12 protein-coding genes are annotated in these 26,166 nt (G+C 70.7%); 4 read left to right on the top strand and 8 right to left on the bottom strand.

All coding sequences use genetic code 11. The annotated features are described in order from the left end of the window. Positions 1-74: 74 nt before the first annotated feature. The 5 genes from BM144_RS04330 to BM144_RS04310 form a co-directional block, all read right to left on the bottom strand. Positions 75-629 carry a hypothetical protein gene (locus tag BM144_RS04330; protein WP_245783523.1) on the bottom strand — a complete coding sequence of 185 codons (555 nt, stop codon included), beginning with the start codon at positions 627-629 and terminating at the stop codon, positions 75-77. Between the two features lie 57 nt (positions 630-686). Then, entirely contained in the window at positions 687-911 is a 225-nt protein-coding gene (locus BM144_RS04325) for a hypothetical protein (RefSeq protein WP_092950050.1), read from the bottom strand. A gap of 105 nt (positions 912-1,016) precedes the next feature. After that, positions 1,017-1,871: a 4'-phosphopantetheinyl transferase family protein gene (locus tag BM144_RS04320; protein ID WP_092950049.1), complete on the bottom strand. Its 855-nt coding sequence runs from the start codon at positions 1,869-1,871 to the stop codon at positions 1,017-1,019. 114 nt (positions 1,872-1,985) lie between these two features. Beyond that, positions 1,986-3,344 (bottom strand): lysine N(6)-hydroxylase/L-ornithine N(5)-oxygenase family protein, encoded by a 1,359-nt coding sequence (locus BM144_RS04315; protein ID WP_092950048.1) that lies wholly within the window; start codon positions 3,342-3,344, stop codon positions 1,986-1,988. Positions 3,345-3,411: 67 nt separating this feature from the next. Further along, complete coding sequence (locus BM144_RS04310) at positions 3,412-5,109, bottom strand: cyclic peptide export ABC transporter (RefSeq protein ID WP_092950127.1); 1,698 nt, start codon at positions 5,107-5,109, stop codon at positions 3,412-3,414. Between the two features lie 314 nt (positions 5,110-5,423). Between BM144_RS04310 and fhuF the strand changes: the two genes are divergently transcribed. The 4 genes from fhuF to BM144_RS04290 all read left to right on the top strand — a co-directional run bounded on the left by fhuF (position 5,424) and on the right by BM144_RS04290 (position 10,676). Next, positions 5,424-6,293 carry a siderophore-iron reductase FhuF gene (gene fhuF, locus BM144_RS04305; RefSeq protein WP_092950047.1) on the top strand — a complete coding sequence of 290 codons (870 nt, stop codon included), beginning with the start codon at positions 5,424-5,426 and terminating at the stop codon, positions 6,291-6,293. A 112-nt stretch (positions 6,294-6,405) separates the two neighbouring features. Further along, positions 6,406-7,269 (top strand): formyltransferase family protein, encoded by an 864-nt coding sequence (locus tag BM144_RS04300; protein ID WP_092950046.1) that lies wholly within the window; start codon positions 6,406-6,408, stop codon positions 7,267-7,269. A gap of 18 nt (positions 7,270-7,287) precedes the next feature. Further along, the gene (locus BM144_RS04295) at positions 7,288-8,364 is read left to right on the top strand and encodes a GNAT family N-acetyltransferase (RefSeq protein ID WP_092950045.1); all 1,077 of its coding nucleotides are present in this window, start codon (positions 7,288-7,290) and stop codon (positions 8,362-8,364) included. A 110-nt stretch (positions 8,365-8,474) separates the two neighbouring features. Beyond that, positions 8,475-10,676 (top strand): TonB-dependent siderophore receptor, encoded by a 2,202-nt coding sequence (locus BM144_RS04290; protein ID WP_092950044.1) that lies wholly within the window; start codon positions 8,475-8,477, stop codon positions 10,674-10,676. Between the two features lie 85 nt (positions 10,677-10,761). On the opposite strand, the gene BM144_RS04285 is transcribed toward BM144_RS04290, so the two are convergent. The 3 genes from BM144_RS04285 to BM144_RS04275 are packed head-to-tail and all read right to left on the bottom strand — an operon-like array spanning position 10,762 to position 26,150. Then, positions 10,762-14,826 (bottom strand): non-ribosomal peptide synthetase, encoded by a 4,065-nt coding sequence (locus BM144_RS04285; protein ID WP_092950043.1) that lies wholly within the window; start codon positions 14,824-14,826, stop codon positions 10,762-10,764. Between the two features lie 27 nt (positions 14,827-14,853). Then, on the bottom strand, positions 14,854-22,779 hold the full coding sequence (locus BM144_RS04280) for a non-ribosomal peptide synthetase (protein ID WP_245783522.1): 7,926 nt from the start codon (positions 22,777-22,779) through the stop codon (positions 14,854-14,856). Then, positions 22,776-26,150 (bottom strand): non-ribosomal peptide synthetase, encoded by a 3,375-nt coding sequence (locus tag BM144_RS04275; protein WP_092950042.1) that lies wholly within the window; start codon positions 26,148-26,150, stop codon positions 22,776-22,778. The genes BM144_RS04280 and BM144_RS04275 overlap by 4 nt, the downstream gene beginning before the upstream one ends. Positions 26,151-26,166 lie beyond the last annotated feature (16 nt).

Below are 26,166 nucleotides of genomic sequence, written 5' to 3'. Positions count from 1 at the left end.
CGCTTCACCAGTCTGATTCGCCGGCATCGCAGGGCGCACCGAAATGCACAGAGCCTTCCCCCGCGGCATTTCCCTCAGCGGCCCCCTCCCGCCCTGGCGGTGCGCCAGCACCGCCAGCTCTCTTCCGCCAGCAGTCCCCCATTGCAGACCGCGATCGCCACTGCGTAGCCCGCAAGCACCGGCCAGGGCGGCAGGGATTCGCGTGGGAGCCAGCACCAGTCGAGAGTGCGTTCGCTCTCAGGGGCCTGCAGCCAGGCGGTGAGCGCGGGCTGGCACAGGAGCATGACGCCGGCGAGGGGCAGGATTTCCATGAAGCTGTGGACCATCTGCTCCAGGGGGGTGATGGTGCGCACGGGCGCGACCATGCGCAGTTCCAGCCAAGTGGCCACTTCGTGCAGGGCCCACATGGCGAGGAGGAAGGCGACGAGTGCGGCCGTGGGGCGCAGCAGCAGGGCCGCCAGCACGGCGGCGCCCATCTGCAGGAACAGCGCCCAGTGGAAGGCCGATTCGGCCAGGCCCGAGGTGGCTTCGATGTGCGTGCGGCGGTGGCACCACCAGTCCGTAACACCGGCCGCGATCCACAGCGCCATGAGGAGGCCGAGCAGGGTGAGGCTGGCGTCCTGCGTCATCGGGACGGCGGCGCGGCGGCCCCGGGCAGGCGGCCGCGCCCCCCGGCCGCGGTGCCGTCAGTGCGGCTTTTTTCCACTGTCGCCGGAGCCGTGGGTCGGCACGGCCTTGGTGCTGACCACCGAGACGGGGTCGCTGGCAGGGAAGGTTTCTTCCACGGCACTGTCGAGCGTGTCTTCCTCGACGGTTTGTACCTGGAGCCCGCTGGCCTGCGGAGGCGGCGCGGGGTGCGATTCGGCCGTGGGAAACGGCCAGGGGGTGCGGGTGACCTTGGGGGACGTCATGGGCGCTCCTTGCTGCAAGTTTGGCGATGCCCCGCTCCGTCTTGGCATGAAAAGGTGCTCATGCCGCCGTATTCATTGAATACTTTGCTATACAAGCAATAGCAACTAGCCGGTCGCGGAAGCTCCTGCCCTGCTCTGGGCAATCGGCGTTCCCCGCGGCCAGCCCAGGGGGTCCGACCAAGCCAGGGCGGCGGCATATCCCGCGGGCGCCGGCAAGGTGCATGCCTGCACGCCGAAGCCCTGCAGCGCGCCCTCCAGCCGGACCCGGAGGCAGCGGCCCGACGCCGGGGCATCCAGTGGTGGCCACCCGACTCCGCCTGCTCCTGCGTCTGCTGCCAAGTCCCGGGCCGGTGGCCACGGTGCGACCGGATCCTCTTCCAGGGAGACCGCGGCGAGGTGTTCCGCCACGCCGACACCCAGGCACTTGAGCACCGCCTCCTTCGCCGTCCAGACGGCAGGGAAGGGAAGGCGCACCGCAGGAGCGGCGCCCTGCTCGCGGCATGAGAGCACCAGCGCTTCGAGCGCGGCGCGGTCCACGGGCGTGCCTTGCAGGATGGCATCGGTGCGCTCGATGTCCACGCCCACGGCCAGTCCGCGCTCCGACAGGGCGATGAGCGCGCAGTCGCCCGAATGCGAGACATTGAAATCGGGCCCGGTGCCGCTGGCCAGCCGGGGCCGCCCCCAGGGGCCGGTGCCCAGGGGGACATCGGGCGCCGGCACGCCGAGCCGTTCACCCAGCAGCCGCCGCAGCGCTGCGCGCGTGCGCACGGCGCGCACGCCATCGGCGGGCTGGCGCAGGCGACGGGCCCGCGCCGCCTCGTCCGGGGAGAGCACGGCCCAGTCATCGGCTGGCGCCGGGCGGCCCAGGTCGAGCGGCACGCGCCACACGCTCAGGCCGGCCGGCACGGTGCCGGGCACAGGCCAGGGGACGGGGCACATCGCTGCGCTGGGGATCTGCATGGCGGGATTGTCGTGCGCTCGGCGTCCGCGCCCCCCCGCCCTGAGCACCGCCCTGAGCACCGCCCTGAGCACCGCCCTGAGCACCGCCCCGGGCGCCGCGACGCCGCGGGTCGCTCAGGCCACGCGCAGCCGATCGTCTTCGCGTGCGGCATCCGCCAGGGCCGGGGTGCCTGCGGAGCCTGGGCCGCGGGTGCGGATGGGGTCGCGCGCGGGCGGCAGCGCGGCGGCCAGCGCGTGGCCGATCTCTCCCGTGCGCACGGCGGTCACCGACAGCAGCGTGTCGCTCAGGCCGTGGCTGTCTTCGCATGCGCCTTGCAGGAAGACGGCGGGGCGGAAGTGCTCGGCCGTCTGCAGCCGGTACTGCCGGTCCACGGTGAAGTCGCCCAGGTAGGGCGCCAGCGGTTCCAGCAGCCCGCGGTGGGCCACGCGCTCGTAGCCCGTGGCCAGCACGACGGCGTCGTAGCGCACGGTCTGCTCCTCGCCCCGGTCGGCATCGAAGAAGGTCAGGAAGACGCCGGACGCATCGGCGCGCGTGGCCCGCACTTCGTGCTGGCGCAGCATGCGCAGCCGCTGGCTGCCGGCCACGCGCTGCTCGTAGAGAACCTTGTAGATCTGCTGGATCAGTTCGAGGTCGGCCACGGCGTAGTTGGTGCCGGCGTATTCGCGCAGCAGGGCTTCGCGGTCAGCGCCGTCGCGGCTGAACACGTAGTCGGTGAAATCGGCATTGAAGATTTCGTTGACGAACGGGCTGTCGTCCGAGGGCCGGATGGAGCGCGCGCGCATGGCCCAATCCACCTCGGGGGCGTGGGCGCGGCCCTGCAGATCCATGAAGATTTCGGCCGCGCTTTGGCCGGCACCGACGATGGCGATGCTGCGCGCCTCGCCCTGGCGCGCGATATCGCGCAGGTAGGTGCTGGAGTGGAAGACGCGCGGGTCGCCGTGCAGCCCGCGGAACACCTCGGGAATGCGCGCCGTGCCGCCCACGCCCACGATCAGGTTGCGCGCGACGCGCTCCTGCACGCGGCCCGCGGCGTTGCGCGAGCGCACGCGCAGCCGTTCCACGCTGCCGTCCGGTGCGGCTTCGGGCAGCACTTCGAAGACCTCTTCGCCGTAGGCGCATATTCCTTCGAACTGGCGGGCCGCCCAGCCGAGGTAGTCGTTGAACTCGTGGCGGCTCGGGAAGAAGCTCTTGAGGTTGATGAAGTCCGGCAGGCGGCCCTGCTCGTGCAGGTAGTTCAGGAAGGTGAAGCGGCTTTGCGGGTTGCGCAGCGTGGCCAGGTCCTTCAGGAACGAGATCTGCATGTGCGACTGGTCCAGCAGCATGTGCGGGTGCCATGCGAAGGCCGGCTGGCGCTCGATGAAGAAGGCCTGCGCCGCGCGGCCGTGGGCGTCGCGGCGCTCTTCCAGCGCGATGGCGAGCGCCACGTTGGAGGGGCCGAAGCCGATACCGATCAGGTCATGGATGTGCTGCATGGGATGACAACTCCTTGGAAACCTTGTGAGAAAGGGAGGGTGCGCCCCGGGAGGCGCGGGCGGTCCGTCAGGCGGCCAGGCTTTCGCGGTCCGCACGGACGCGGTTCTCGGCGATGCGGCCCGCACGCATGTGGACCACGCGGTCGGCCAGATGGAAATAGCGGTCGTCGTGCGAGATGACGATGAGCAGGTGGCCTTTGGCGCGCAGCTCGGGCAGCAGCTCGGTGTAGAAGAGGTGGCGGAAGGCGGGGTCCTGATCGGCGGCCCACTCGTCGAACACCAGCACCGGCCGGCCTTCGAGGTAGGCATGCACCAGCGCGAGGCGCTTGCGCTGGCCGGTGGACAGGTCCACGGTGCTGAAGGCGCCCTCCTTGACGCTCACCTTGTGCGCGATCTCCAGGCGCTCCAGGTAGGGCCGTGCGGCCTCGGGCAGCGCGGCCATGCCCGGGCCCGCCTCGGTGCCGCCGCCGGCCAGGTCTTCGAAGAGATAGAAATCCGAGAGCACGGTGGTGAAGAGCTGGCGGTAGTCGTCCCGCGCGGGGGCGTCCACCGCCACGCCGTCGATGCGCACCTCGCCGCCCTGGGGCGCGTAGAGGCCCAGCAGCAGCTTGATGAGCGTGGTCTTGCCCGAGCCGTTGTCGCCCACGATGAACACCATCTCGCCGCGCCGCAGATCCAGGTCGATGGGGCCGAGCACGAAGGGCTCGCCGCCGTCCGGCGGCGCATCGAAGGCATAGCGCACGCCGCTCAGCGCGATGCCCTCGTGCAGCACGGGCGCGGGGGACGGGCGGTCCAGGTGCAGGTGCGGCTCGGGCGTGGCGAAGCGGGCAGAAAGGTCGGCGATGCGCAGGAACGCCACCTTGGCACGGCCCATGTGCGGCAGCGTGGCGGCGATCTGGTCGATGGGCCCCTTGAGGAACAGCAGCACGAGCGCGAAGCCGCTCAGCACGGCGGGCTCGGTGGGTTGGAAGGCGGCCCAGCCCAGGATCATGGCGATGAGCAGGAAGAACAGTGCCGACCCGAAGGCCGTCGCCATGACGTAGGTGTTGATCGCGCGGCCGTTCACGTCGCGGATCTGCGCCACGATGCGCTCCACCTGCCCGCCCAGCATGCGGTTGCGGCGCTCGCGGTGCATGCGCAGCTCCTTGGCGCCTTCGCTGATGGCGCGGTAGGCCTTGTGCAGGCTGTCCTCGTGCTCGCGGGCCTTCCAGAAGCCCTTTTCTGCGCGCGTCTGCGCCACCACCTGCAGGCTGGCGCCGAGCACCAGCGCACCCAGCACGATCGCGAACAGCGGCACCGAGAGCCAGGCCATGTAGACGAGGCAGCCCACAGTGACCGCCGTGGCGATGAGCGCCGAGGAGAGCACGAAGGCGGCGTCGCTGATCATGTCCACGTCCTGCGAGAGCACGGGCATGAGGCGGTGGGTGCGGTAGCGCTCCAGCGCGTCGATGGGCGCCGAGAGGATCTTCTGCGCGAGGCTGATGCGCACCTGGGCGACGAGCTTCTGGCCCACGTAGTTGGTGGACACGTCCGCCAGCAGGCGCCCGAAGAGCGCCGCGGCGCACAGCGCCACGAAGGTCCAGAGCAGGCCGCCGGACATGCCGCCCTGGCGGTGCAGCACCTCGTTGACCGTGCGCAGCAGCAGCACCGTGGCGATGCCGGCGCCCACCCCGCACACCGTGGAGAGCGCGATCCACGGAAGAAACGGTCGAAGGAGTCGCGCCACCTCGGAAGCCGGGGCGCGCGGAGCTGTGACTGCTGTCATGCGCAAGATCTCTTTCCGCCCATCGAGGGCCTGGTTGCTGTGCAAAAGGGGAAGCGGCGGGCCCGTGGCCCGCCGGCCGGTGCGTGGCCGCAAGCCGCTCGGGGCAAGGCACGCGGCAGGTACCGGAGGAAAACCCGGGTGCCTGCAGCAAAGACGCAATCGGCCGCGCGATGTTCACGGCCGGCCGCCACCCGCCGCACCGCTGCGCGCCCGCCCTGAACATGCGGGGCGCAGGAACGTCTCCCAGGAATGCACTGCGCCCCTGCGCCCCCGACCGCCCATGGCACCGACCGGCTCGCCGGTCCCCCTGCCCCGTGATCCCGCTGCTGCAGCCCCTTTTCCAGGGCGCGCTGGCGCCGCTCGCGGAGCGCCTGCAGTGCGCGCCGGAGCCACCCGCGGATGCGCTGCCGGCATCGCAGCTGCTGGAGCCCGATGTCCTCGACGCCTTGCTGCGGCGCTACGCGGAGCGCGTGTGGCGCATCGACGTGGCGGCCCCCCGCGACCTGCGCGCACCCGCGTCGGCCTGGCTGCTGGATTACCTGGGTGCCCTGGTGCCGCCGGTGGCCGCGGCCGCCAGCGTGCTGGGCCATGCCTTTCCCGTGGCACTGGCAGAACTGCACGTGCGGCTGGACGCCGACGGGCGGTTGCGGGATTTCCACCTCGCCTCTGCGGGCACCCGCATGCCCGCCGGCAGCACCGCCGAGCGCTACGACGGGCTGGTATGGAGGCACTGGCACCCCCTCTTCGGCGCGCTGGAGCGCGTGGCGCGCGTTCCGCCCAAGGTACTGTGGAGCAATGCAGCGCGGCACCTCGAAGCGGTGCTGGAACAGGCCGCGCAGCTCGCACCGCAGGTGCCCACCATCGCACGTGATGCCGCCCTGTTGCTGCACACGCCCGACTGGCCCGGGCCGGCGCCGGACGCGGCGGCGGGGCCTGCCGGCCCGCCACGCACCAATCCGCTGTGCCGGCCCCGCCGCGTGGTGCCCATGGCCACGGCACAGGGCACCGTGCCCGTCGCGCTGCACCGCGAGTGCTGCCTGTACTACCTGCTGCCCGGCGAGGGTTATTGCGGCAGATGCCCGCTGGACCCGTGCCACCGCAGCCCCCGCACCCCACACGATGGGGAAGCGCATGCACACGCGCCTGCGCCTTCGCCCACGGCGCCGGAGGCCTCCGTGCCCTGACGGGCACGGCCACCCGGCTGCGCAGCCGCGCTCAGCCGCCCTTTTCTCCGTTCCCTTTTCCCTTTTCCGCTTCCCTCCACCCCTTCCGACCGTTTCCGTTCACCGACCATCCATGCCACAGGCCAAGCTCGTCTACATCCTGTCCCTGCGCAACGCGGCCGCCGACCAGGCCGGGCAGTTCATCGACTACCGCGGAGGAAGGCGCTACATGCCCTCCCCGCTCGAATACCTCGCGCACGCGCTCGACACCACGCCGCTCGGCGACGCGTATTCGCTGGAGGGCGTGCTCTTCGACGACGACCCGGGCTCGCCGCGCGACCGGGCCGCCCTGGGCGACTACGGCTTCGCATGCACGCCGGGCCGGCCCTGGATCTTTCCGCACGAACTCACCACGCAGGACCGCAAGCTGCGGGACCTGCTGCAGCCCGTGCCGTCCGAGTACCGGCGCCTGCCGCTGGGCGCGCCGGAACGCGCAGCCGGCAAGCAGGCCTTTGAAGACGCCCTGCTGGACGCGCTGCGGGGCCTGCAGGCCGATGTGGTGGTGCTCGACGGGCTGCTGGTCATCCTCGATGCGCTGGTGCGGCCCGGGGCGCCTTTCTACCGCCGCATCGTGAACATCCACCCCGGCATCACGCGGCTCGAATCGCCCTACCAGCGCCGCGGCGCCCGGGCCACGCTGGATGCGCTGCACGGCGCGCGCGGCGAACGCGTGACCGACTGGCAGACGCTGGCCACGGAGCGCATCGCGCCCGTGGAACGCACCGGCGCATCGCTCCATTACGTAGACAACGGCATCGATTCGGGCGAGGTGATCTTCGACGTGCTGGCCACCGACATCCAGCCGCAGGACAACATCCTGGAGCTGCGCTGGAACAACTTCCACCGCAGCTTGTTCCCGGCCCTCCACCAGGGCCTCGCGCTGCTGGCGCCGCACACCACCCCCGCCGCTTCGGCCCCCGCCACCCCCTCCCTCTGAGAACGAACAGGAGACACCATGAAATTCGCCACGCCCCATTCCAGCCCCGACACCGGAGCCGCCGCCACGAACGCCGGCGCGGAGGCGGCCCCGTTCATTTCCTACCCGGGCGGCGTGCTGCACACCGTGCATGCCGAGGGGCCCGAGCTGCGCGTGACCGATACCCGCACCGGCCACGCATCCGCATGGACGCTGGCGGCCCGCGGCGACGATCTGGCGATGTCGCACGGGGCCGGCGATGCACAGGCGGGCGGCACAGCGCATGCGCTGGCCGCGCTCGATGCGGCCTTTTCGCTCCACCTGGCACGGCGCGAGATCGTGCTGGCCGAGGCCGCATGGCTCGCGCCGCTGTCGGCTGCCGGCGTGCTCCTGCCGCACCCGGACGGCACGCTGCGGGCCTGCAAGGACACGCTCTGGCAGCACGAGGCCCTCTGGCTGCCCCAGGTGCCGCCGCCGATGGCCCAGCGCTTCGCGCTCACGAACGGCCGATACCACCCCCGCCGCGCGCCCAAGCAGCGCGGCGTGCTCTACCAGCGGTACATCCCGTGGCTGGACCGCACCTTCTCGTTCCGCAGCCTCGATACCGAGCAGGACCTGCCGCGCTTCCACCGCTGGATGAACGACCCCGACGTGGCCGTGATCTGGGAAGAGGAAGGCGATCTGGACCAGCACCGCGCCTACCTGCAGGGCATCGACCGCGATCCGCACATGCAGTCGATGATGGCCAGCCTGGACGGCGAGCCCTTCGCGTACTTCGAGTCCTACTGGACGAAGGAAAGCCGCATTTCGCCGTTCTACGACGCGCACGACTACGACCGCGGATGGCATGTGCTGGTGGGCGAGCCCGCCTTCCGCGGCAAGGCCTTCGCCACCGCCTGGCTCACCTCGATCTCGCACTACCTCTTCCTGTGCGATCCGCGCACGCAGCGCGTGCTGGGCGAGCCCCGCATCGACCACCACCAGCAGATCCGCAACCTCGACAAGTCGGGCTACGCGAAAGTGAAGGAGTTCGACCTGCCGCACAAGCGCGCGCAACTGGTCATGCTGCTGCGGGAACATTACTTCTACGACGGCCTCTGGCTCCCGCGTTCCTGAGAGCGGAACAAAAAAAGCAATGGCGCCGCATGAATAAGAAACATTCTCATTACAATTTCATGCATTCCGCAGTTTCCATCACGTTCCATTCTTCCAAGGGGAGTTTTCCGATGCGCCATTTTTCCGCCGCGAGACCCGCGCGCCAACGGCTGCTGCACGCCTCCATCACCGCGGCCTTCGGGACCGCGGCAGCGCTCACCGCCTCCGCGGTGGGCGCGCAGCAGGCAGCCGCCGATTCGTCCACGCTGCCCACGGTGACCGTGACGGGCGGCAACGAAGAGGGCGGCACCGGGCGGGTGAACGGCTACACGGCGCGCCGCAGCACCACGGCCTCCAAGACGGACACGCCCCTGATCGAAACGCCCCAGTCGATCTCGGTGATCCCGGCCGACCGCATGGAAGCGCAGGGCGCGAAGAACGTGAAGGAGGCGCTCAGCTATTCCCCGGGCGTGATTCCCACCCGCTTCGGCGCCGACTCGCGCTATGACTGGATCTCGCTGCGCGGCTTCGATGCGTATGCGCCGGGCTTCTACCTGGACGGCATGCCGCTACGCAACAACGGCAACTGGGGCATCTGGCCGATCGAGAGCTACGGCGCCGAGCGCATCGAACTGCTGCGCGGCCCGGCATCGGTGCTGTATGGCCAGAGCGGCCCCGGCGGCCTCGTGAACGCGGTGAGCAAGCGCCCGACGGCCGAGCCCCTGCGCGAGGTGCAGGTGCAGGTGGGCGACCACGGGCGCAAGCAGATCGCGGGCGACTTCTCCGGCCCGCTGCGCGAGGACGGCACCCTGCTCTACCGCCTCACCGCGCTCACGCGCGATGCCGAGCTGCCGGCCGGAGGCATGAAGGACGACCGCACGTTCATCGCGCCCTCGCTCACCTGGAAGCCATCGAGCGACACCAGCCTCACCCTGCTTTCGCAGTTCGGGCGCACCCGCGCGGGCGTGTTCTCGCGCACGCGCCCGGCCGTGGGCTCGCTCGTGCCGACGGCCATCGGCACGTTCATCCCGAGCGGGCTCTTCGCCAGCGATCCGACGCACAACCGGTTCGACCTCGACACCTCGATGGTCGGCACTCTGTTCGAGCACCGCATCAACGACGCCTTCACCGTGCGCCAGAACGCGCGCTACAGCCACCTCGACGTGGACTACAGCGCCGTCCAGGGCCGCAACTTCATCACCGTGAACCCCGCCAACCCGCGCGATCCGGCCAACTTCACGACGCTGCGCCGCACCGTGTCGGGCAGCAACGAGCGCATCCGCGCGCTGAACCTCGACAACCAGCTGGAGACGCGCCTGCGCTCGGGCGACGTGCAGCAGACGGTGCTCGTGGGCCTGGACTACCAGCGCACGCGCATCGACCAGACCAGCTACAGCGGCGGCTCGGCCAGCTCGCTCAACATCTACAACCCCGTGTACGGCGGCGCGGTGCAGATCCCGGCCCCGTGGTATGACGGCGTCGCCACGCTGGCGCAGACCGGCTTCTACGTGCAGGACCAGATCAAGTGGCGCGACCGCTGGCTGCTGACGCTGGGCGCGCGCTACGACCGCGCCAGCAGCGAGGTGGACAGCCGCCTGGACGGCAGCCATACCAAGATCTCGGAAAGCAAGGCCACCAAGCGGGCCGGCCTTACCTACCTGGCACCGAACGGCTGGGCGCCGTACGTGAGCTACACCGAATCCTTCGTGCCCACGGCCACGCGCAATCCCGCCACGGGCCAGCCGTTCAAGCCCGAGACCGGCCGCCAGTACGAAGCCGGCGTGCGCTACCAACCCGAAGGCGGCAAGCAGAGCTACAGCGCGGCGATCTTCGATCTGCGCCGCAAGAACTACCTGACCGCCGACGACAACTTCGTGCCGCGCCAGACCGGCGAGGTCCAGGTGCGCGGGCTCGAGCTGGAAGCCTCGGCCGAAGTGCTGCCCCGCCTGAACCTGGTGGGCTCCTACACCTACACGCCCACGGCCGAGATCACGGCCAGCAGCACCGCGCGCGAGATCGGCAAGCCGCTCACGGCCGTGTCGCGCAATGCCGCCGCGCTCTGGGCCGACTACCGCTTCCCGAACCGCATCAAGGTGGGACTGGGCGCCCGCTTCACGGGGTCGAACTACGGCGACCTGAACGCCGCGCCGGGCAAGGTTCCGTCCTTCACGGTGTTCGACGCGATGATCGGCTACGACATCGATCGCTGGACCTTCGCGCTGAACGTGCGCAACCTGACCGACAAGACCTACATCGGCAACTGCGACCAGTACGGCAACTGCTACTACGGCGACCAGCGCCGCGTGATCGCCACAGCGACCTATCGCTGGTAAGGGGGCCAGGCGCTCGCCGGCGGCGGGCGCCTCCGGCTACGCGGGGGAGCGGCAGGGCAGCCTGCCGCTCCCCTTTTTTCTGCGGTCAACCGGCGGCGGAATCCGCGGCACGCAGCGCGGTGCGCAGCAGATCGGTGAAGCCGGCGTTCCGGATGATGTCGAGGTGGCCAGCGCCCTCCACCACCTGCGTGCTGCGCACGTCTGCGAGCACCGACCAGTCCCGCAGCGCGCCGCCTTCGGCCACCGAGCGGCCGGCCTGGAACAGGTGCACCGGCACCCCGTCGGCCGACCAGGCATAGCGCTGCGCCTGCACGCGCTTGTCCAGCGTGGTCCAGAGCAGGTATTCATGGCAGTCCTCGCCGTCGCCATCGCGCGGGAAGGGCTGCTGCGCGTCCTGCAGAAGCTGCAGCACGCCATCGCGCTCCTGCGTGTCCATGCGCTGCAGCAGTTCGGTCCAGCGGTCGGCCATGGTGGAGCCGGCGACCCAGTCCGCGAGCCGGCCCTCGGCAACGGCACGCTCGGCCTCGGACAACGGGCGCGCCGCGCGCAGGGGCTCGGTCTCGTGCACATCCACCAGGCCGGTGAACGCCACCTCTACGCGGCCCCGCAGCCGGCGGGCGGTCTCGAAGGCGAGGTCCCCGCCCGACGACCAGCCCAGCAGCGCGCACCGCCCACCCACCGCGGTCGCTGCGATGAAATCCGCGTATTCGGCCGCCAGCGCTTCCAATGCGAAGCCGCGCCAGCGTTGGCGCGTGTAGACGTGGCTCACGAAGGCATGCACGCTGCGCTCGCCGCGCAGCGCCTCCGCCAGCGGCAGGAACTCGCGCGTGTTCACGATCATGCCGGGCAGGCAATAGAGGGGTGTACCGCTGCCCTGCCCGCTCAGGCAGACGGCATCGTGCGCGCTCTCGAAGCGCTCGCGCAGCCGACCGGCCAGATGGCCCAGGCTCGTGGCCTGCATCACGTCGGGCAGGCCGATCTGCGCACCGCCGGGCACCTGCTTGCGGATGCGCGCCACCAGCTTGAGGCTGAGGATGGAATCTCCGCCCAGGGCATGGAAATTGTCGCCACGCCCTACGCGCTCCACGCGCAGCACATCGCACCACACGCGTGCCAGCGCTTCTTCGAGGGGGCCGCGGGGTGCGTCGAAGCCCGCCGCACCGGCCTCGGGCCCCTGGGGCACCGGCAGTGCGCGGCGGTCCAGCTTGCCATTGGGAGTGAGCGGCAGGGCGCCGATCACGGCGATGTGCTCCGGCACCATCCAGGCGGGCAGCCCCGCCTGCAACTGCGCGCGCAGCGCATCCGCCGCGGGCGGCGACCCAGGGTGCCGGGCCACCACGTACGCGTGCAATGCCAGCGCGCCGGGGTCGGCGTCGGGGGCGCGCGCCACCACGACCGCATCGGCCACGCCGCTGCACTCGCGCAGGCGCTGAGCGACCTCTCCGGGCTCCACGCGCCAGCCGCGGATCTTGACCTGGTCGTCGGCACGGCCCAGGAACTCCAGCGCGCCGTCGTTCCGCAGGCGCACGCGATCGCCCGTGCGGTAGAGCCGCTCGCCCTGCCCGAAGGGCGAAGCCACGAAACGCTCGGCCGTGGCGCCCGGCCGTCCGCCATAGCCGCGCGCGAGGCCATGGCCCGACAGGTACAGCTCGCCCGCATTGCCGGGCTGCACCGGGTCCAGCCGGGCGTCCAGCACATGCGCCTGCGAGGCCGGCAGGGGCCGGCCCAAAGGCAGGGCCGTGAATGCCCGTGCCGCCGTCTCCAGGTCCTGCGCAGCGGTGTGGGTGAGGACCCCCACCGTGGTTTCGGTGGGGCCGTAGTGGTTGACGATGCGCAGGCCGGGGCGCAGTTGCCGGACGGTGCGCAGCAGCTCTTCGTCGGCAAGCTCGCCGCCCAGCACCAGCGTGTGCCGCGGCAACACGGCAGCAGGCTGCTGCGCGTTCAGCAGACCGCGCAGATGGCCCGGCACGATCTTGAGCACGTCGGCGCCATGCCGCTCCATGCTGGCGGCAAAGGCATCGGGATCGAATGCCTCCGCGCTCGTGAGCAGATGCAGGCAGCCGCCCGAACACAGCGCGCCGAAGAGCGACGTATGGCCCAGGTCGGCCCCTACGGTGGACACCATGGCGAAGCAGCGGCCCGGGCCGACGTCCAGCCGCGCGAGCACACCCTGCGCATAGTGGGCCAGGGCACCGTGCGAGACCACCACGCCCTTGGGGCGGCCCGTGGACCCCGAGGTGTAGATCACATAGGCCGCCTGTCCGGGGTGGACCGCGGCAGCGTCCGCCGCGGACATGGCCGCTCCGTCGCCGGCGGATTCGAAATCCATGCGCCACTGCGCGATGGCGGACGCATCGGCAGGCTCGGCGCAGACCAGCAGCACCGCGCCGCAGTCCTGCAGCAACCCATCGCGCCGCGCGGGGGGCAGCGAGGGATCCAGCGGCACGCAGGTGGCGCCGGCGCGCATCACTGCGAGCCAGGCAAGAACGAACTCCACCCCGCGCTCCAGGCACACGGCCACGCGGTCCTCGCGCCCGATACCATGGCGGCGCAGGCGCGCGGCCCATGCGGCCGAAGCGCGGTCGAGCTCGCCGTAGCGGATCACGCGGTCGCCCGATGCCAGCGCCACGGCCATCGGGGACTGCGCTGCGGCCTCCGCGAAGGCGTGCAGCACGGTGGAGGCAGGCCAGTCGCGGTCTTCGCCGCGCAGGGGCGGCGCCGGCGGCAGCGCGGCGGCTCCGATGGCCACGCCGTCGTCGGCTGCGGCCTGGCGCGCCAGTGCCTGCAGCCCCTCGGCCAGGCGCAGCACCGTGGAACGGTCGAAAAGATCGGCCGCGTAGGCGATCTCGAAGGACAACGCGTCCCCGGTATCCAGCAGGTCCACGCTGAGGTCGAAGTGCATCTCGTCCATGGCAATGCCGCTGGCCTGGCCCGCCGCGGGAGCCGATGCCGCCTGCTGCTGCGTGGACTTCACCTGGAACAGCGGGTGCAGGCCGGGCAGGCGCTCCACGGCCAATGCCTCGACGAGCATGTCGAGCGGGACGTCCTGGTGGGCCTTGGCTTCCAGGAAGCGGTCACGCACGTGCTGCAGCCAGCGCGCGAAGCCCCAGGCCGGATCGGCCTGCAGGCGCAGCACCAGCACATTGGTGAAATGGCCGACCACGCCCGCCAGCTCGGGCCGGTCGCGCGTGGTGGTGGGTACGCCGATGCAGAGGTCTTCGTCGCCCGCCTGGCGGTGGAGCCACTGCCCCAGCAGCGCCAGCGAAACCAGATACGGGGATGCCGCATGCGCACGGCCCAGCGCACGCAGGCGCTGCGACACCGCCGCGTCCAGCGCCATCGCCACCATGCCGCCCTGCGTGCCGCGCGGTGCGCGGCGGGGCCGGTCGAGCGGCAGCGCGGTGGCCAGGGGCGCGCCGTGCAGGCGTTCACGCCAGTGGCCGATCTGGCGCTGCAGCTCGCCGGCCTCCAGCCAATGGCGCTGCCACGCCGCATAGTCGGCATAGCCCACCGGCGGCCGATGGGCGGATTCCAGCCCGCGGCCCGCAAGCAATGCCTGCAGCTCGGCCATCAGCATGCCGATGGATTGCCCGTCGGCCGCGATGTGGTGCACGCACAGCATCAATTCGGGATCGCCTTCCGCGAAGACATGCAGGCAGGCGCGGAAGACGGGGCCGTTCTCCAGGTCGAAAGGCTGTTGCGCGAACGCCTTGGCGGCGCGGGACAACGCCTCTCCCTCCTCGGCCGCACGCGCGGTATTCCAGGTCTGCACAGACCATCCGAAGGGCCGCTGCGAGTCCACGCGCTGCACGGGTTCGCCATCGGCATCGGCCGAAAAACGCGTGTGCAGCACGGCGTGCCGCTCCACCAGTGCGGCCAGCGCACCGTGCACTCGCTGCGCATCGGTCCCGGAGGCCAGCGGCATGCGGCCCGCCAGGTTGTATGCCGGCGATCCGGGATCCCGCTGCCAGGCAAGCCACAGCGCCCGCTGCGCATAGGCCATGGGTGCGTCGCCCTCGGGCGTGCGTGGCACGACGGGCAGCGCTTCGAAGCCGATGCCGCTGTTGCGCAGGCGCTCCAGGAAGACCTGGCGCTTTTCGGGGGTGAGCGCCGCGAAGCGGCGCGAGAGCTCATGCATTTCGGTGGTCATGCGTTCAGGTCTTTCCGGTTCGGTGAGTCAGAGTTCCAATTCCCCCAGCAGGGCGTCGATGCGCCGTGCGGAGTCGCCCCCGCCGGCAATGGCCCCGCCCGGGGGCACCGCACCCTCCGCGGCCAGGCGCGCGGCCAGATCGGCCAGCACGGGTGTCTCGAATACCGTCCGCAGTGCCACTGCCCGCCCCCAGGCCCGCTGGATCGCGGCGATCAGTTGCACCGCCAGCAACGAATGCCCGCCGCGTTCGAAGAAATGGTCGTTGCGGCCCACCGCTTCGAGTTGCAGCACCTCGCACCAGAGCGCTGCCAGCGCGTGCTCCACACCCTCGCGCGGTGGCTCGCCGATTTCACCGGATGCCTGAGGCGCGTGCGCAGACGGCAGCGCCTTGCGGTCCACCTTGCCGTTGGGCGTGAGCGGCAGGCCGTCGGATACCAGCACCGCGGCGGGCACCATGTAATCGGGCATCGCATCGCCCAGGCGTTCGCGCAGCAGAGGCACGTCGATGCGCATCCCCGGCTGCGCGCTCACATGGGCGACCAGCCTGGCGCCGGCCGGGCCGTCCTCCGCAACGACGGTGGCCTCGCGCACCTCCGGCTGCGCCAGCAGTTGTGCCTCGATCTCACCCAGTTCGATGCGGAAGCCCCGCACCTTCACCTGGTGGTCGATGCGGCCGAGGTATTCGAGTTCGCCCGCAGCGGTCCAGCGCACGCGGTCTCCCGTGCGATAGAGCCGCTCGCCGGCATGCGCCGGCAGGGGGTGCGCGACGAAGCGCTGGGCCGTGAGCGCAGGCTGGTGCAGATAGCCCCGCGCGAGGCCCGCCCCGCTCACGAAGAGTTCGCCCGGCGCACCGGGCGGCACGGGCCGCAGGTCGCCGTCGAGGACGAACAGCCCCAGATCGCCGATGGCCGTTCCGACCGGGCTGCGTTGCGGTTGCAGGTCTGCGCGCGTGATGCGGCGCCATGTCACGTGCACCGTGGTTTCGGTGATGCCGTACATGTTGATCAGGGCCGGCCGGTCGTCGCCGAAATGCGCGATCCAGGGCCGCAGCCGTTGCGGGTCGAGCGCCTCGCCGCCGAAGATGACCACGCGCAGCGCCAAGTCCTGCGTGCCGTCCGCCGGCCCCTCGTAGGTGGCGGGCAGGCCCACCAATTGCCCGAAAGCCGAGGGCGTCTGGTTGAGCACGGTGACCTGCCGCTGCCGCAGCAACGCCAGGAAATCCTGCGGCGAGCGGCTCACCCAGTACGGCACCACCACCAGTTGGCCGCCGGTACACAGCGCCCCGAAGATTTCCCACACGGAGAAGTCGAAGGCGTACGAATGGAACAGGGTCCAGACATCCTCCGGGCCGAAATGGAACCAGTCGTCGGTGCCGCGCAGCAGGCGCACCACCTGCCGGTGGCACAGCTGCGCTCCCTTGGGCCGGCCGGTGGAGCCGGAGGTGTAGATGACGTAGGCCAGGTGATCGGGGTGCACGGCCACGTCCGGCGCGGTGCCGGGGAGACTGGAGAGATCGCAGGCGCCCAGGTCCACGACCGCCACGGTGTCCGGCAGGGGCGAGACGTCCCACAACCCGGCCTGGGTCACCACGCAGGCCATGCCGCTGTCGCGGGCCATATAGGCGATGCGGTCGGGCGGATAGTCCGGGTCCAGCGGTACGTACGCCGCCCCGGCCTTGAGCACGGCCAGCAGGGCCACCACCAGATCGGTGCCGCGGCCCAGCGCCACGCCCACCCGCGATTCGGGCCGCACGCCGAGCGTGGCCAAGTGGTGCGCGAGCCGGTTGGCCCGCCGGTCAAGATCGCCGTAGCACAACGTGTCTTCTTCGAAGCGCAGGGCGGTGGCACCGGGTCGCAGCGCCGCCTGCCGTTCGAACATCCGGTGCAGCGTGTCGGCGCCATCGACGGTGGCCACGGTGCGCCCCCGCTCTTCGACCTGCTGGATTTCCTTCGGTGACAGCATGTCCAGCGTGCCCAGGGCGCGCTCCGCATCTTCGGACAGCCACTGCAGGCAATGCGCAAGGTGGCCCATCAGCATGGCGGCCACCGCAGGGGCGACGCGCGCCGGGTCGTACCGCAGTTGCAGGGACAGCACGGGCTCCAGCAGGGCCAGCACCGTGAGCGGGTAATGCGTTTCCTCCCGCTGCGCGGTGACGCGGGCGCGCAGGCCGGCAGGCAATGCGCCCACGAGCGCGTCGTCCACAGGGTAGTTCTCAAACACGAGCAGCGTATCGAAGAAGCCCCCCGCCTCGGCACCAGCCCACCGCTGGATGTCATAGAGCGGCGTGTGCTCATGTTCGCGGGCCTGGAGCCCCTGGGCCTGCAGGGACCGCAGCCACTCGCCCGCCTGTGCATCGGGGCGCGGGGTACAGGCCAGCGGCAGCGTATTGATGAACAGGCCCACCATGTGCTCGACGCCGACCAGCTCCGCAGGGCGCCCGGCAACGGTGGTGCCGAACACGACGGTGTCCTGGCCGGTGTAGCGCTGCAGCAGCAGGGCCCAGGCACCCTGCACGAGCGTATTGAGGGTGATGCGCTCACGCCGGGCGAATTCCGTGAGGCGCGCCGTCGAAGGTTCGTCGAAAGCGTGCCGCGCTCGCCCCGCATCCGTGCCGAGGCTGTGCTCCTGCCCCTCGGCAGGCGGCAGTGCTTCGACCAGGCGCGTCGGGCCATCCACCGCATGCAGGGCGCCGAGCCAGTGCGCGCGGTCCGCTGCGGCATCGCGGCCCTGCAGCCAGCGAATGTAGTCGCCGTAGCGGCTGGCGGGCACGGGCTCTGCCGCACCGCCGTAGTGCCTGAGGACTTCGGCCATGAGCTGGGACGTGCTCCAGCCGTCCAGCAGCACATGGTGCACCGTCCAGATGAAATGGTGGCTGCGTTCACCGGTGCGCACCAGTACGAAGCGCGAGAGCGGGGGCGCCCAGTGGCCCAGGCCCTTCGCCAGCTCTTCCGAGGCCAGCGCATCCGTGCACCGGGCCGGATTGCGCTCGCCGCGCGCATCGATCTCGCGCCAGGGCAACTCCGCGCCCCGTGCCACCCACTGCAGTGGCCTGCTGCCGTGCGTCAGCACGCCGCTGCGCAATACGGCATGCCGTTCGAAAGCCGCGGCCCACGCGGCCCGCAAACGCCCTGCATCCAGGTCTTCGAAATCGATGCGCAACTGGTTGCGGTAGGCCGGCGCATCGGGATCGAGCAGCGTCTGAAAGACGAGCCCGGCCTGCATCGGCGACAGCGGGTAGAGGTCTTCCACATGCCGCCAGTCCAGCCCGAGTGCATCGATCCCGCCCTGGTCCAGTTCCGCCAGCGGAAAGTCGGATGGGGTCGCGCCCTGCGGTGCCTGGACGCAATGGGCGATGAGCGCACGCAGTTCGGCCTCGAAGTCCTGCATCCAGCCCCTGACCGTGGCGGCATCGTGGCGTGCTCCGCTGAAGAGGGCTTCGACCGAAAGCTCCCCCGCCAGCACGCGGCCGTTGAGCGCGAACTCGTGGGTGAGCGGCGCACCGGCGTCCACACTGGCGCCGGCCGGTTCGGGCGCCAGCGCCCAGCGTTGCCCCTCCTGCTGCGGACGGTCGTCGAACTGCCCCAGGTAATTGAAAACCACCTGTGCGCGCGGCAGCGCCTGCAGCGATGCCTGCTGAGCGGGGGTGCCGAAATGCCGCAGAGCGCCGTAGCCCACACCGCGGTGCGGCACGCGGCGCAGCGATTCCTTGACCCGCCGCACGGCCTCGGGCAGCGGGCCCTGTGCGTCCAGCGCCACGGGATAGAGCGAGGTGAACCAGCCCACCGTGCGGGACAGGTCCACGCCGGGATCGAGGTCCTCCCGGCCATGGCCTTCCACATCGACCAGGATGCGGGGCTGCCCGCTCCAGCGGCACAGCGCACGGCCCAGCGCTGCCAGCAGCAGATCGTTCGCCTGGGTGCGATAGGCCGCGGGCGCCTTGGCCAGGAATGCGTCCGTGGTTTCCCGATCCAGGCGGATGGAGACCGTCTGCTGGTGGGCCGCCGTGCCTGCAGCGCCGGGGCGGGCGCACGGCAAGGCCGAAGGACACCCGGCCAAGCGCTCCCAATGGTCGATTTCGCCAGGATGGTTCTGGCCATGGCGCTGGAGCACCTGCACCCAATCGCGCAGCCCGCTCGAGGCGGGAGGCAGTGCGGCCGGGCCACCCGCGAGGCTGTGCGCATAGGCCTGCTGCAAGTCCTCCAGCAGGATGCGCCAGGACACGCCATCGACGATCAGGTGGTGCGCCACGAGCAGCAGCCGCGCGTCGCCACCGGGCATGGTGATGGCAACGGCACGCAGCAGGGGGCCATGCTCCAGATCGAGGCTGCACTGCGCCTGCTCGCACAGCGCGCTGAGCTGGGCCGGGCCATCAGCGGCCTGCACCCAGAGCATGTCGTCCCACTGGGCGGGAGACACATCGGCATAGCGCTGCACCCAGTGGCCCTGCGGCTGCCGGGCGAAGCGCAGGCGCAGCGCATCATGGTGTCGGCCCACGGCGCGCAGCGCATGGCGCAGGGCCGCAGCATCCAGTGGCCCGGGGCTGCGCAGCAGCACCGCCTGGTTCCAATGGTGGCGCGCCGGCATCGGCATGGCAAAGAAATCGCGCTGGAACGGCAGCAGCGGCACCTCGCCACGCGCCGGCCCTGTGGAGGCGACGGCCCCCGTCGGCAGCGGCTCGGCCACGGCAGCGAGCTGCGCGATGGTCTGGCGTTCGAACAACTGGCGCGGCGTCACGCGCCAGCCTGCCAACCGCAGGCGAGCCACGATCTGCAGGCTCAGGATCGAGTCGCCCCCCAGTTCGAAGAAATTGTCGTCGCGCCCCACACGCTCGCGGCCGAGCACGTCGCTCCACACGCGTTCGAGGGCCTGCTCGGCGGCCCCCAGGGGAGCGCCGCCTGCCTCCGTCGGTGCAGGCTCCGCAGGCTCCGGCAGTGCCTTGCGATCGACCTTGCCGCCGGGGCCCATGGGCAGGCGCTCCAGCACGACAACGGCCGAGGGAACCATGTAATCGGGCAGGCTGCGCGCCAGATGCGCGCGCAGTGCATCGGGCTCCAGCGTGCCGCCGGCGCGCGGGGCCGCATAGGCGGCAAGTCGCGTGCCGCGGGGCGTCTCGCGCGCCACGACGACGGCCTCGCCCACGCCGGTGGCGGTGCGCAACACTGCTTCGATCTCACCGAGTTCGATGCGAAAGCCCCGCACCTTCACCTGGTGGTCCACACGGCCCAGGTATTCCAGCTGCCCGTCCTCGCGCCATCGCACCCAATCGCCGGTGCGGTAGAGCCGCCCGCCCCCAGCGCCGAACGGATCGGCCACGAACCGTTCCGCCGTGAGCCCTGCCCGGCCTCCGTAGCCGCGTGCGATACCCGAGCCGCCCAGGTACAGCTCACCGGGAACATGGCGGGGAACGGGCTGCAGGTGGGCATCCAGCACATAGGCCTTGCGCCCCGGCATCGGCTGCCCGATGGGCGCGTAGGCCTCGCTGAACGAGGCCAGCGAGTCCACCTTCCAGAGCATGGGGGTGACCACCGCTTCGGTCGGGCCATAGCCGTTGATGAGCAAGCGGGGCCGCAGGTGGCGCCGCACCGCATCGAAGCCATCCCGCGACATGGCCTCGCCGCCGAAGGAGATGAGGTCGAGCGCAGGGGCCTCCCCCGTGCGGCCGGCCCAGTCGGCCAGTTGCCCCAGGTAGGCCGGTGGAAATCCGGCATTGGTGATGCGGCGTACGCCCAAGGCCTGCAGCGTCTGCTCCGCGGTCCAGAGCTGGCCGTCGCGCAGCACCACCGCAGCGCCACAGGTGAGCGCGGTGAAGAGCCGCTCGTGTGCACCATCGAACGCGAACGATAGAAAGTGCAGCTCGCGCGATCCCGGTCCCATTTCATAGCATGCGGCGGTGTCGATGCAATGCGCGGCGAAGGGGCCGTGTTCCACCATCACGCCTTTCGGCAGGCCCGTGGAGCCCGAGGTGTAGATCATGTAGGCCAGGTGGTGCGGCCCCACGGCAGCAATCGGTGGCGAGTCGCTCTCTTCGTCCTGGGATTCCCAGGCAAGGCAGGGCACGCCGGGCGGCAAGGGAATGCGGTTGGCGAGCGCCGGTTCGGTCAGCAGCAGCGCCATGCCGCAGTCCCGTGCCATGTGGGCCAACCGGTCCGCGGGGTAGGCAGGGTCCAGCGGAACGAAGGCAGCACCGGTCTTGAGAATGGCGAGCAGGCCCGCCACGAATGCCGGGGACCGCTCCATGGCGATGCCGACGCGGCATTCGGGCCCCGCGCCCAGTGCGGCCAGGCGATGCGCGAGGTGGTTGGCGCGGCGATCCAGGTCGCGGTAGCTCCACGCGTGCCCGCCCAGTTCCACGGCCACGGCATCGGGCTGCCGGCAGGCCATGCGCTCGAAGCCCCGGTGCACCGGCTCTGCATGGGGCTCATCGCGGAGGCACTCACCCCATTCCCTCAATTGCCGGGCCTCCTCGTCCGCCAGCAGGCCGATGTCGCCCACGCAGGTCGCCGGTGCATTGGCCAGCGCCTGCAGCACCGCCTCGTAGTGGCGGGCCATGCGCAGGACGGTCGCCTCGCCGAACAGCTCCCGGGCGTAATGGAACTCCATGCGCAGCCCGCCCTGCCCGTCTTCCACCACGCCCAGCGTCAGTTCGAACTGGGCCGTCTGTCCCGGCAGGTCCCAGCGGACGAACTGCAGGCCCGGCAAGCCGTCGAGCGCCTGCCGGTCATGCTGCTGGTGGTTGAACATGACCTGGAAGAGCGGCGGCGCCGCGAGGCTGCGCTCGGGCTGCAGCGCCTCGACGAGCTGGTCGAAAGGCAGGTCCTGGTGCGCCTGCGCGCCCAGCGCTGCGTCCCGCACCGCAACCAGCACGTCGGCCAGCGGCATGCGCCCGTGCAGGCAGACCCGCAGCACCTGGGTGTTCACGAACAGTCCGACCAGCCCTTCGGTCTCGACACGTCCCCGGTTGGCCACCGGCACGCCCACGCGCACGTCGTCCTGGCCGCTCCATCGGTACAGGGCCACCTGGAAGGCGGCGAGCAGCGCCATGAACGGCGTGGCGCCCTGCGCCTGCGCGGCGGCGCGCACGGCGTGTGCGAGAGAAGGCGCCAGCGTCCATGCATGCAAGGCTGCGCGATAGCGGCCATCGGCCCGCCGCGGATGGTCGGCGGGCAGCTGCAGCACCGGATGCGCGGCACCCAGGCTCTCGCGCCAATAGGCGAGCTGACGATCCTTCTCGCCGGCCTCCATCCACTGGCGCTGCCAGTGGGCGTAATCCGCGTACTGCAATGCCAGCGGAGAAACGGATGCACGCGCCACGCCATCGTGGTGTGCCCGGTAGCGCTCGGCAAACGACTCGACCAGCACGCCCAGCGACCAGCCATCGGAAACGATATGGTGCATCGCCACCACCAGCCGGTGCTCGTGACCCTCCATGCCGATCAGCAGAACACGCAGCAGGGGGCCCGAACCCAGGTCGAACGGCGTCTCGCCGCAGGCGCGCGCCGCGGCCTCGGCACGGACGATGCGCTCGGGTTCCGGTAGCGAGGCAAGATCGAGCCGCTGCACGGAGAAGCCGGTGTGCGGGAGCACCGCCTGGGACACCTGGCCCTCGGCGTCTGCACGGAACACCGTCCGCAAGGCGGCATGCCGGCCGACCACGTCGCACCAGGCGGCCTCCAGCGCCGGGATGTCGAGCGCGCCCTGGAGCACGAAGGCCCCCGTGATGTGGTATGCCGAGCCCTGGGGCTCCATCTGCCACAGGAACCATTGGCGCATCTGGGCATAGGAAAGCAGGGCCTCCCCGTCCTGCGCCTCTCGCGGGAGGATGGGGAACTGCCCCATGGACAGGCCCTCTTCCCGCATGCGCGCGTACACCGCCTGGCGCTGCGCATCCGTCAGGCGCATGAAGCGCCGGGCCATCTGGGTCTGCTGGGTTTCCTGGTCAGGGGTATCGCTCATCGGGCGGTCTCCATGTCGTCGATGAAGGCATCGAGGCGCGAAAGCGCGTCGGCCACGGGGCGCTGCGGCAGGATTTCGTCCACCCGCCGCGCGAGGCTGGCGAGCACGGGGTGCAGGAAAACATCCCGTACCGACAGCTCGACCTGCAGCCCGGCCTGCACGCGGGCCACGAGTTGCATGGCCATCAGCGAGTGCCCGCCCAGTTCGAAAAAGTGATCGGTGCGGCCCACGCGCGGCAGGCCCAGCAGCTCGCACCACATGCCCGCCAGCGCCGCCTCCACTGCGCCTTGCGCAGGGACATGCACTGCGGGCTCGGCCGGGCGGAGCGCCGGGAGCGACTTGCGATCCACCTTGCCGTTCGCATTGAGCGGCAAGGTGTCCAGCACCACGATCTGCGCAGGCACCATGGCGTCGGGCAGATCGCTAGCGAGCCGCTCGCGCAGCGCCGCCACATCCAGAACCGCACCCACATGGGCACTGCAGTAGGCCGCCAGGGCCGTGCCCGAGGGCGTGGCGGCAGCCACCACCACGGCCTCCCGCACGCCGGGGCAGGCCAGCAGCCGCGCTTCGATCTCCCCGAGTTCGATGCGTTGGCCGCGGATCTTCACTTGGTGGTCCAGCCGGCCCAGGTACTCCAGGACACCGTCCTCTCGCCACCGCACGAGGTCTCCCGTGCGGTAGAGCCTCTGCCCGGCCTCGAAAGGGTCGGCCACGAAACGTTCTGCAGTAAGCCCCGGGCGCCGGACGTAGCCGCGCGCCAGCCCGATACCGCCAAGACACAGTTCACCCGTCGCCCCCAGGGGGACGGGCTGCAGTGCAGCGTCGAGCACCCGCGTGCTCAGGCCAGCGATGGGGCGGCCGATCGGCACCGCGCCCCGTTCCGCGGCGCCGCAGGTCCAGTGCGTCACGTCGATGGCTGCCTCGGTGGGGCCATAGAGGTTGTGCAGCCCCACGCCTGGAAGCAGCGCGAACACCCGCTGCCGTGCCTCGGCAGGAAGCGCCTCGCCACTGCAGACGATATGGCGCAGGCTGGCGCAGGCCGACGGCTCCGCCTGTGCCAGGAAGGCCTGCAGCATCGAAGGGACGAAGTGCACCGTGGTGACGGCATGGCGCATGAACAGGGCCTGCAACTGCCTGGGTTCCCGATGCGCGCCGGGCGGCGCAACCGCCAGCCGGGCGCCTGCGGCCAGAGGCCAGAAGAACTCCCACACCGACACATCGAAGCCGAACGGCGTCTTCTGCAGCACGGTGTCGCCGGGCCCGATGCCATAGGCCTGCTGCATCCAGTCAATGCGGTTGGCCAGCGCGCCATGGCGATTCGCCGCACCTTTGGGGCGGCCGGTGGAGCCGGAGGTGTAGATGACGTATGCGAGATCCTCGCCATGGAGTTCCACGAGCGGGTTGCCATCCAAACCGGCAATGCTCGTGCCCGCCCCAGGCTCGTCCAGAGGCAGAAGGACCACGGGTTGCGCTGGCCGGGCCGGCAACCGGCCCCGGCTGCCGGCATCTGCCAGCACGAGCGTTGGCATGCAATCGCCGAGCAGATAGGCCAGCCGATCCGGTGGCAGCTCCGGATCCAGCGGCACGTAGGCGGCGCCCGCCTTCATGACCGCGAGCAGCGCCTGCACCAGTTCCAGCCCGCGCGGCAGCGCGACGCCGACCAAGGTGCCGGGTCTGGCCCCCAGCGCACGCAGCCGATGGGCCAGTCGGTTGGCACGGTGATTGAGTTCCGCATAGCTCCACTGCCCGTCGCCGAAGACCAGCGCAGGCGCATCGGGACAGCGTGCAGCCTGGCGCTCGAACAGCCGATGCACAGGTACACCATCGCCTGCACGGCTGCCATTGACCGACCATCGCTCCAGGCAGGCGGCCTCGGCCTCACCCAGCATGGGCACTTCTCCGACCGGGCGAGAGGCATCGCCGGCCAGCGCCTGCAGCATGCACCGGTAATGCTCGGCCAGATGCTGCACGTGCTGCGCGCTCAGGCGACCCGCGTCATAGCGGAAAGCGGCGCGCAGCCCCCCACCGGCCCGCTCCATGGTTTCGAGCGTGAGCGCGAAGGGCGCGGCACGCAGCCCCAGGTCGACGCGCTGCACCTTCAGGCCCGGCCAGCCGCCCAACGGGCGATCGCCTTCGCCCAGGTGATTGAACATCACCTGGAACAATCCAGCGCCCTCCGCACCACGGTCCGGCCGCAGCACCTGCACGAGGTGCTCGAACGGCAGGTCTTCGTGTTCACGCGCTTCCAGCGCTGTCGCGTGCACCTGGGTCAGAAGTTCAGCCAGCGGCATCGACGGTGAAACACGCGCCTGCATCACCACGGTATTGATGAAGATGCCGGCCACACCGGCGGTTTCGGGTCGGTTCCGGCCCGCCACGGGCACCCCGACCCGCTGCAGTGCATGGCCAGCGTGGCGAAACAGTACCGCGTGGAACGATGCCAAGAGTGCGCAGAACAGCGTGGAGCCCTGGGCGCGCGCGCGCTTGCGCAAGCCATCCGCAAGCACAGGCTCCACATCGAGAATCCACTGTGCTGCGACCGACGCCGCGCCAGCATCGGAATCGGCCCGGCCGATCTGCAGCACGGGTGCCTCCTGCGCCAACTGCCGCTGCCAATAGGTGCTCTGCTGCTGCGCCTCTTCGCCCTGCAGCCATCCACGTTGCCAGGCGGCGAAGTCCACATAGCGCAGCTCCGGCAAGCTCGTCTGCACAGGCTGCGCCTCGCCCCGCAGCGCCGCGGCGTAACCCTGCGCCCATTCATCGAGGATGCGCTCCACCGTCCAGGCATCGGAAATGATGTGGTGCATCATGAGCAGCAGGCGATGCTCCTGCGGGGCCAGCTTCACGAGCATGCAGCGCAGCAGCGGCCCGGCACGCAGATCGAAAGGTGTCGCGCACACCTTCTGGGCAATCTCTTCCAGGCGGGAGGCGCGCTCGGCAGAAGGCAACGCAGAGAAATCGTCGCAGGCAAGATCGATCGACACGGCCGGCAGCACGCGCTGCCACGGCGTTCCGTCCGATGCCTCTCCGAACACGGTGCGCAGCGCCTCATGGCGTTGCAGCAGGCCTTGCAAGGCCGATTGCAGGCACCCCATGTCGAGAGCCCCCCCCAGGTCCAGTCCGCCCCCCACGTGGTACGCGGTGTTGCCGGGCTCCATGCGCCAGAGGAACCACTGGCCCTGCTGGGCCCAGGACATCGGCGCCTGCGCGCCATCGGGCAGGCCGCTGTGGGATATCCGCGCAGCGTCCGGCGTACGGATGGGGCCGGAGCCAGCATTGCCTTGGGGCGATGCACGCAGACGTTGCTGCAATTGCGCCAGTTGCGCAGAGGAGAGGCGCGCGCGGCGCTCGGAAAGAAGGCTATCGCTCATGGCCGGTAGGTCATCC

Origin of the sequence: Paracidovorax konjaci, assembly GCF_900112675.1 — a bacterium.
GTDB classification, from domain to species: Bacteria; Pseudomonadota; Gammaproteobacteria; order Burkholderiales; family Burkholderiaceae_C; genus Paracidovorax; species Paracidovorax konjaci.
This window is presented reverse-complemented; position numbering and strand designations above follow the sequence as displayed.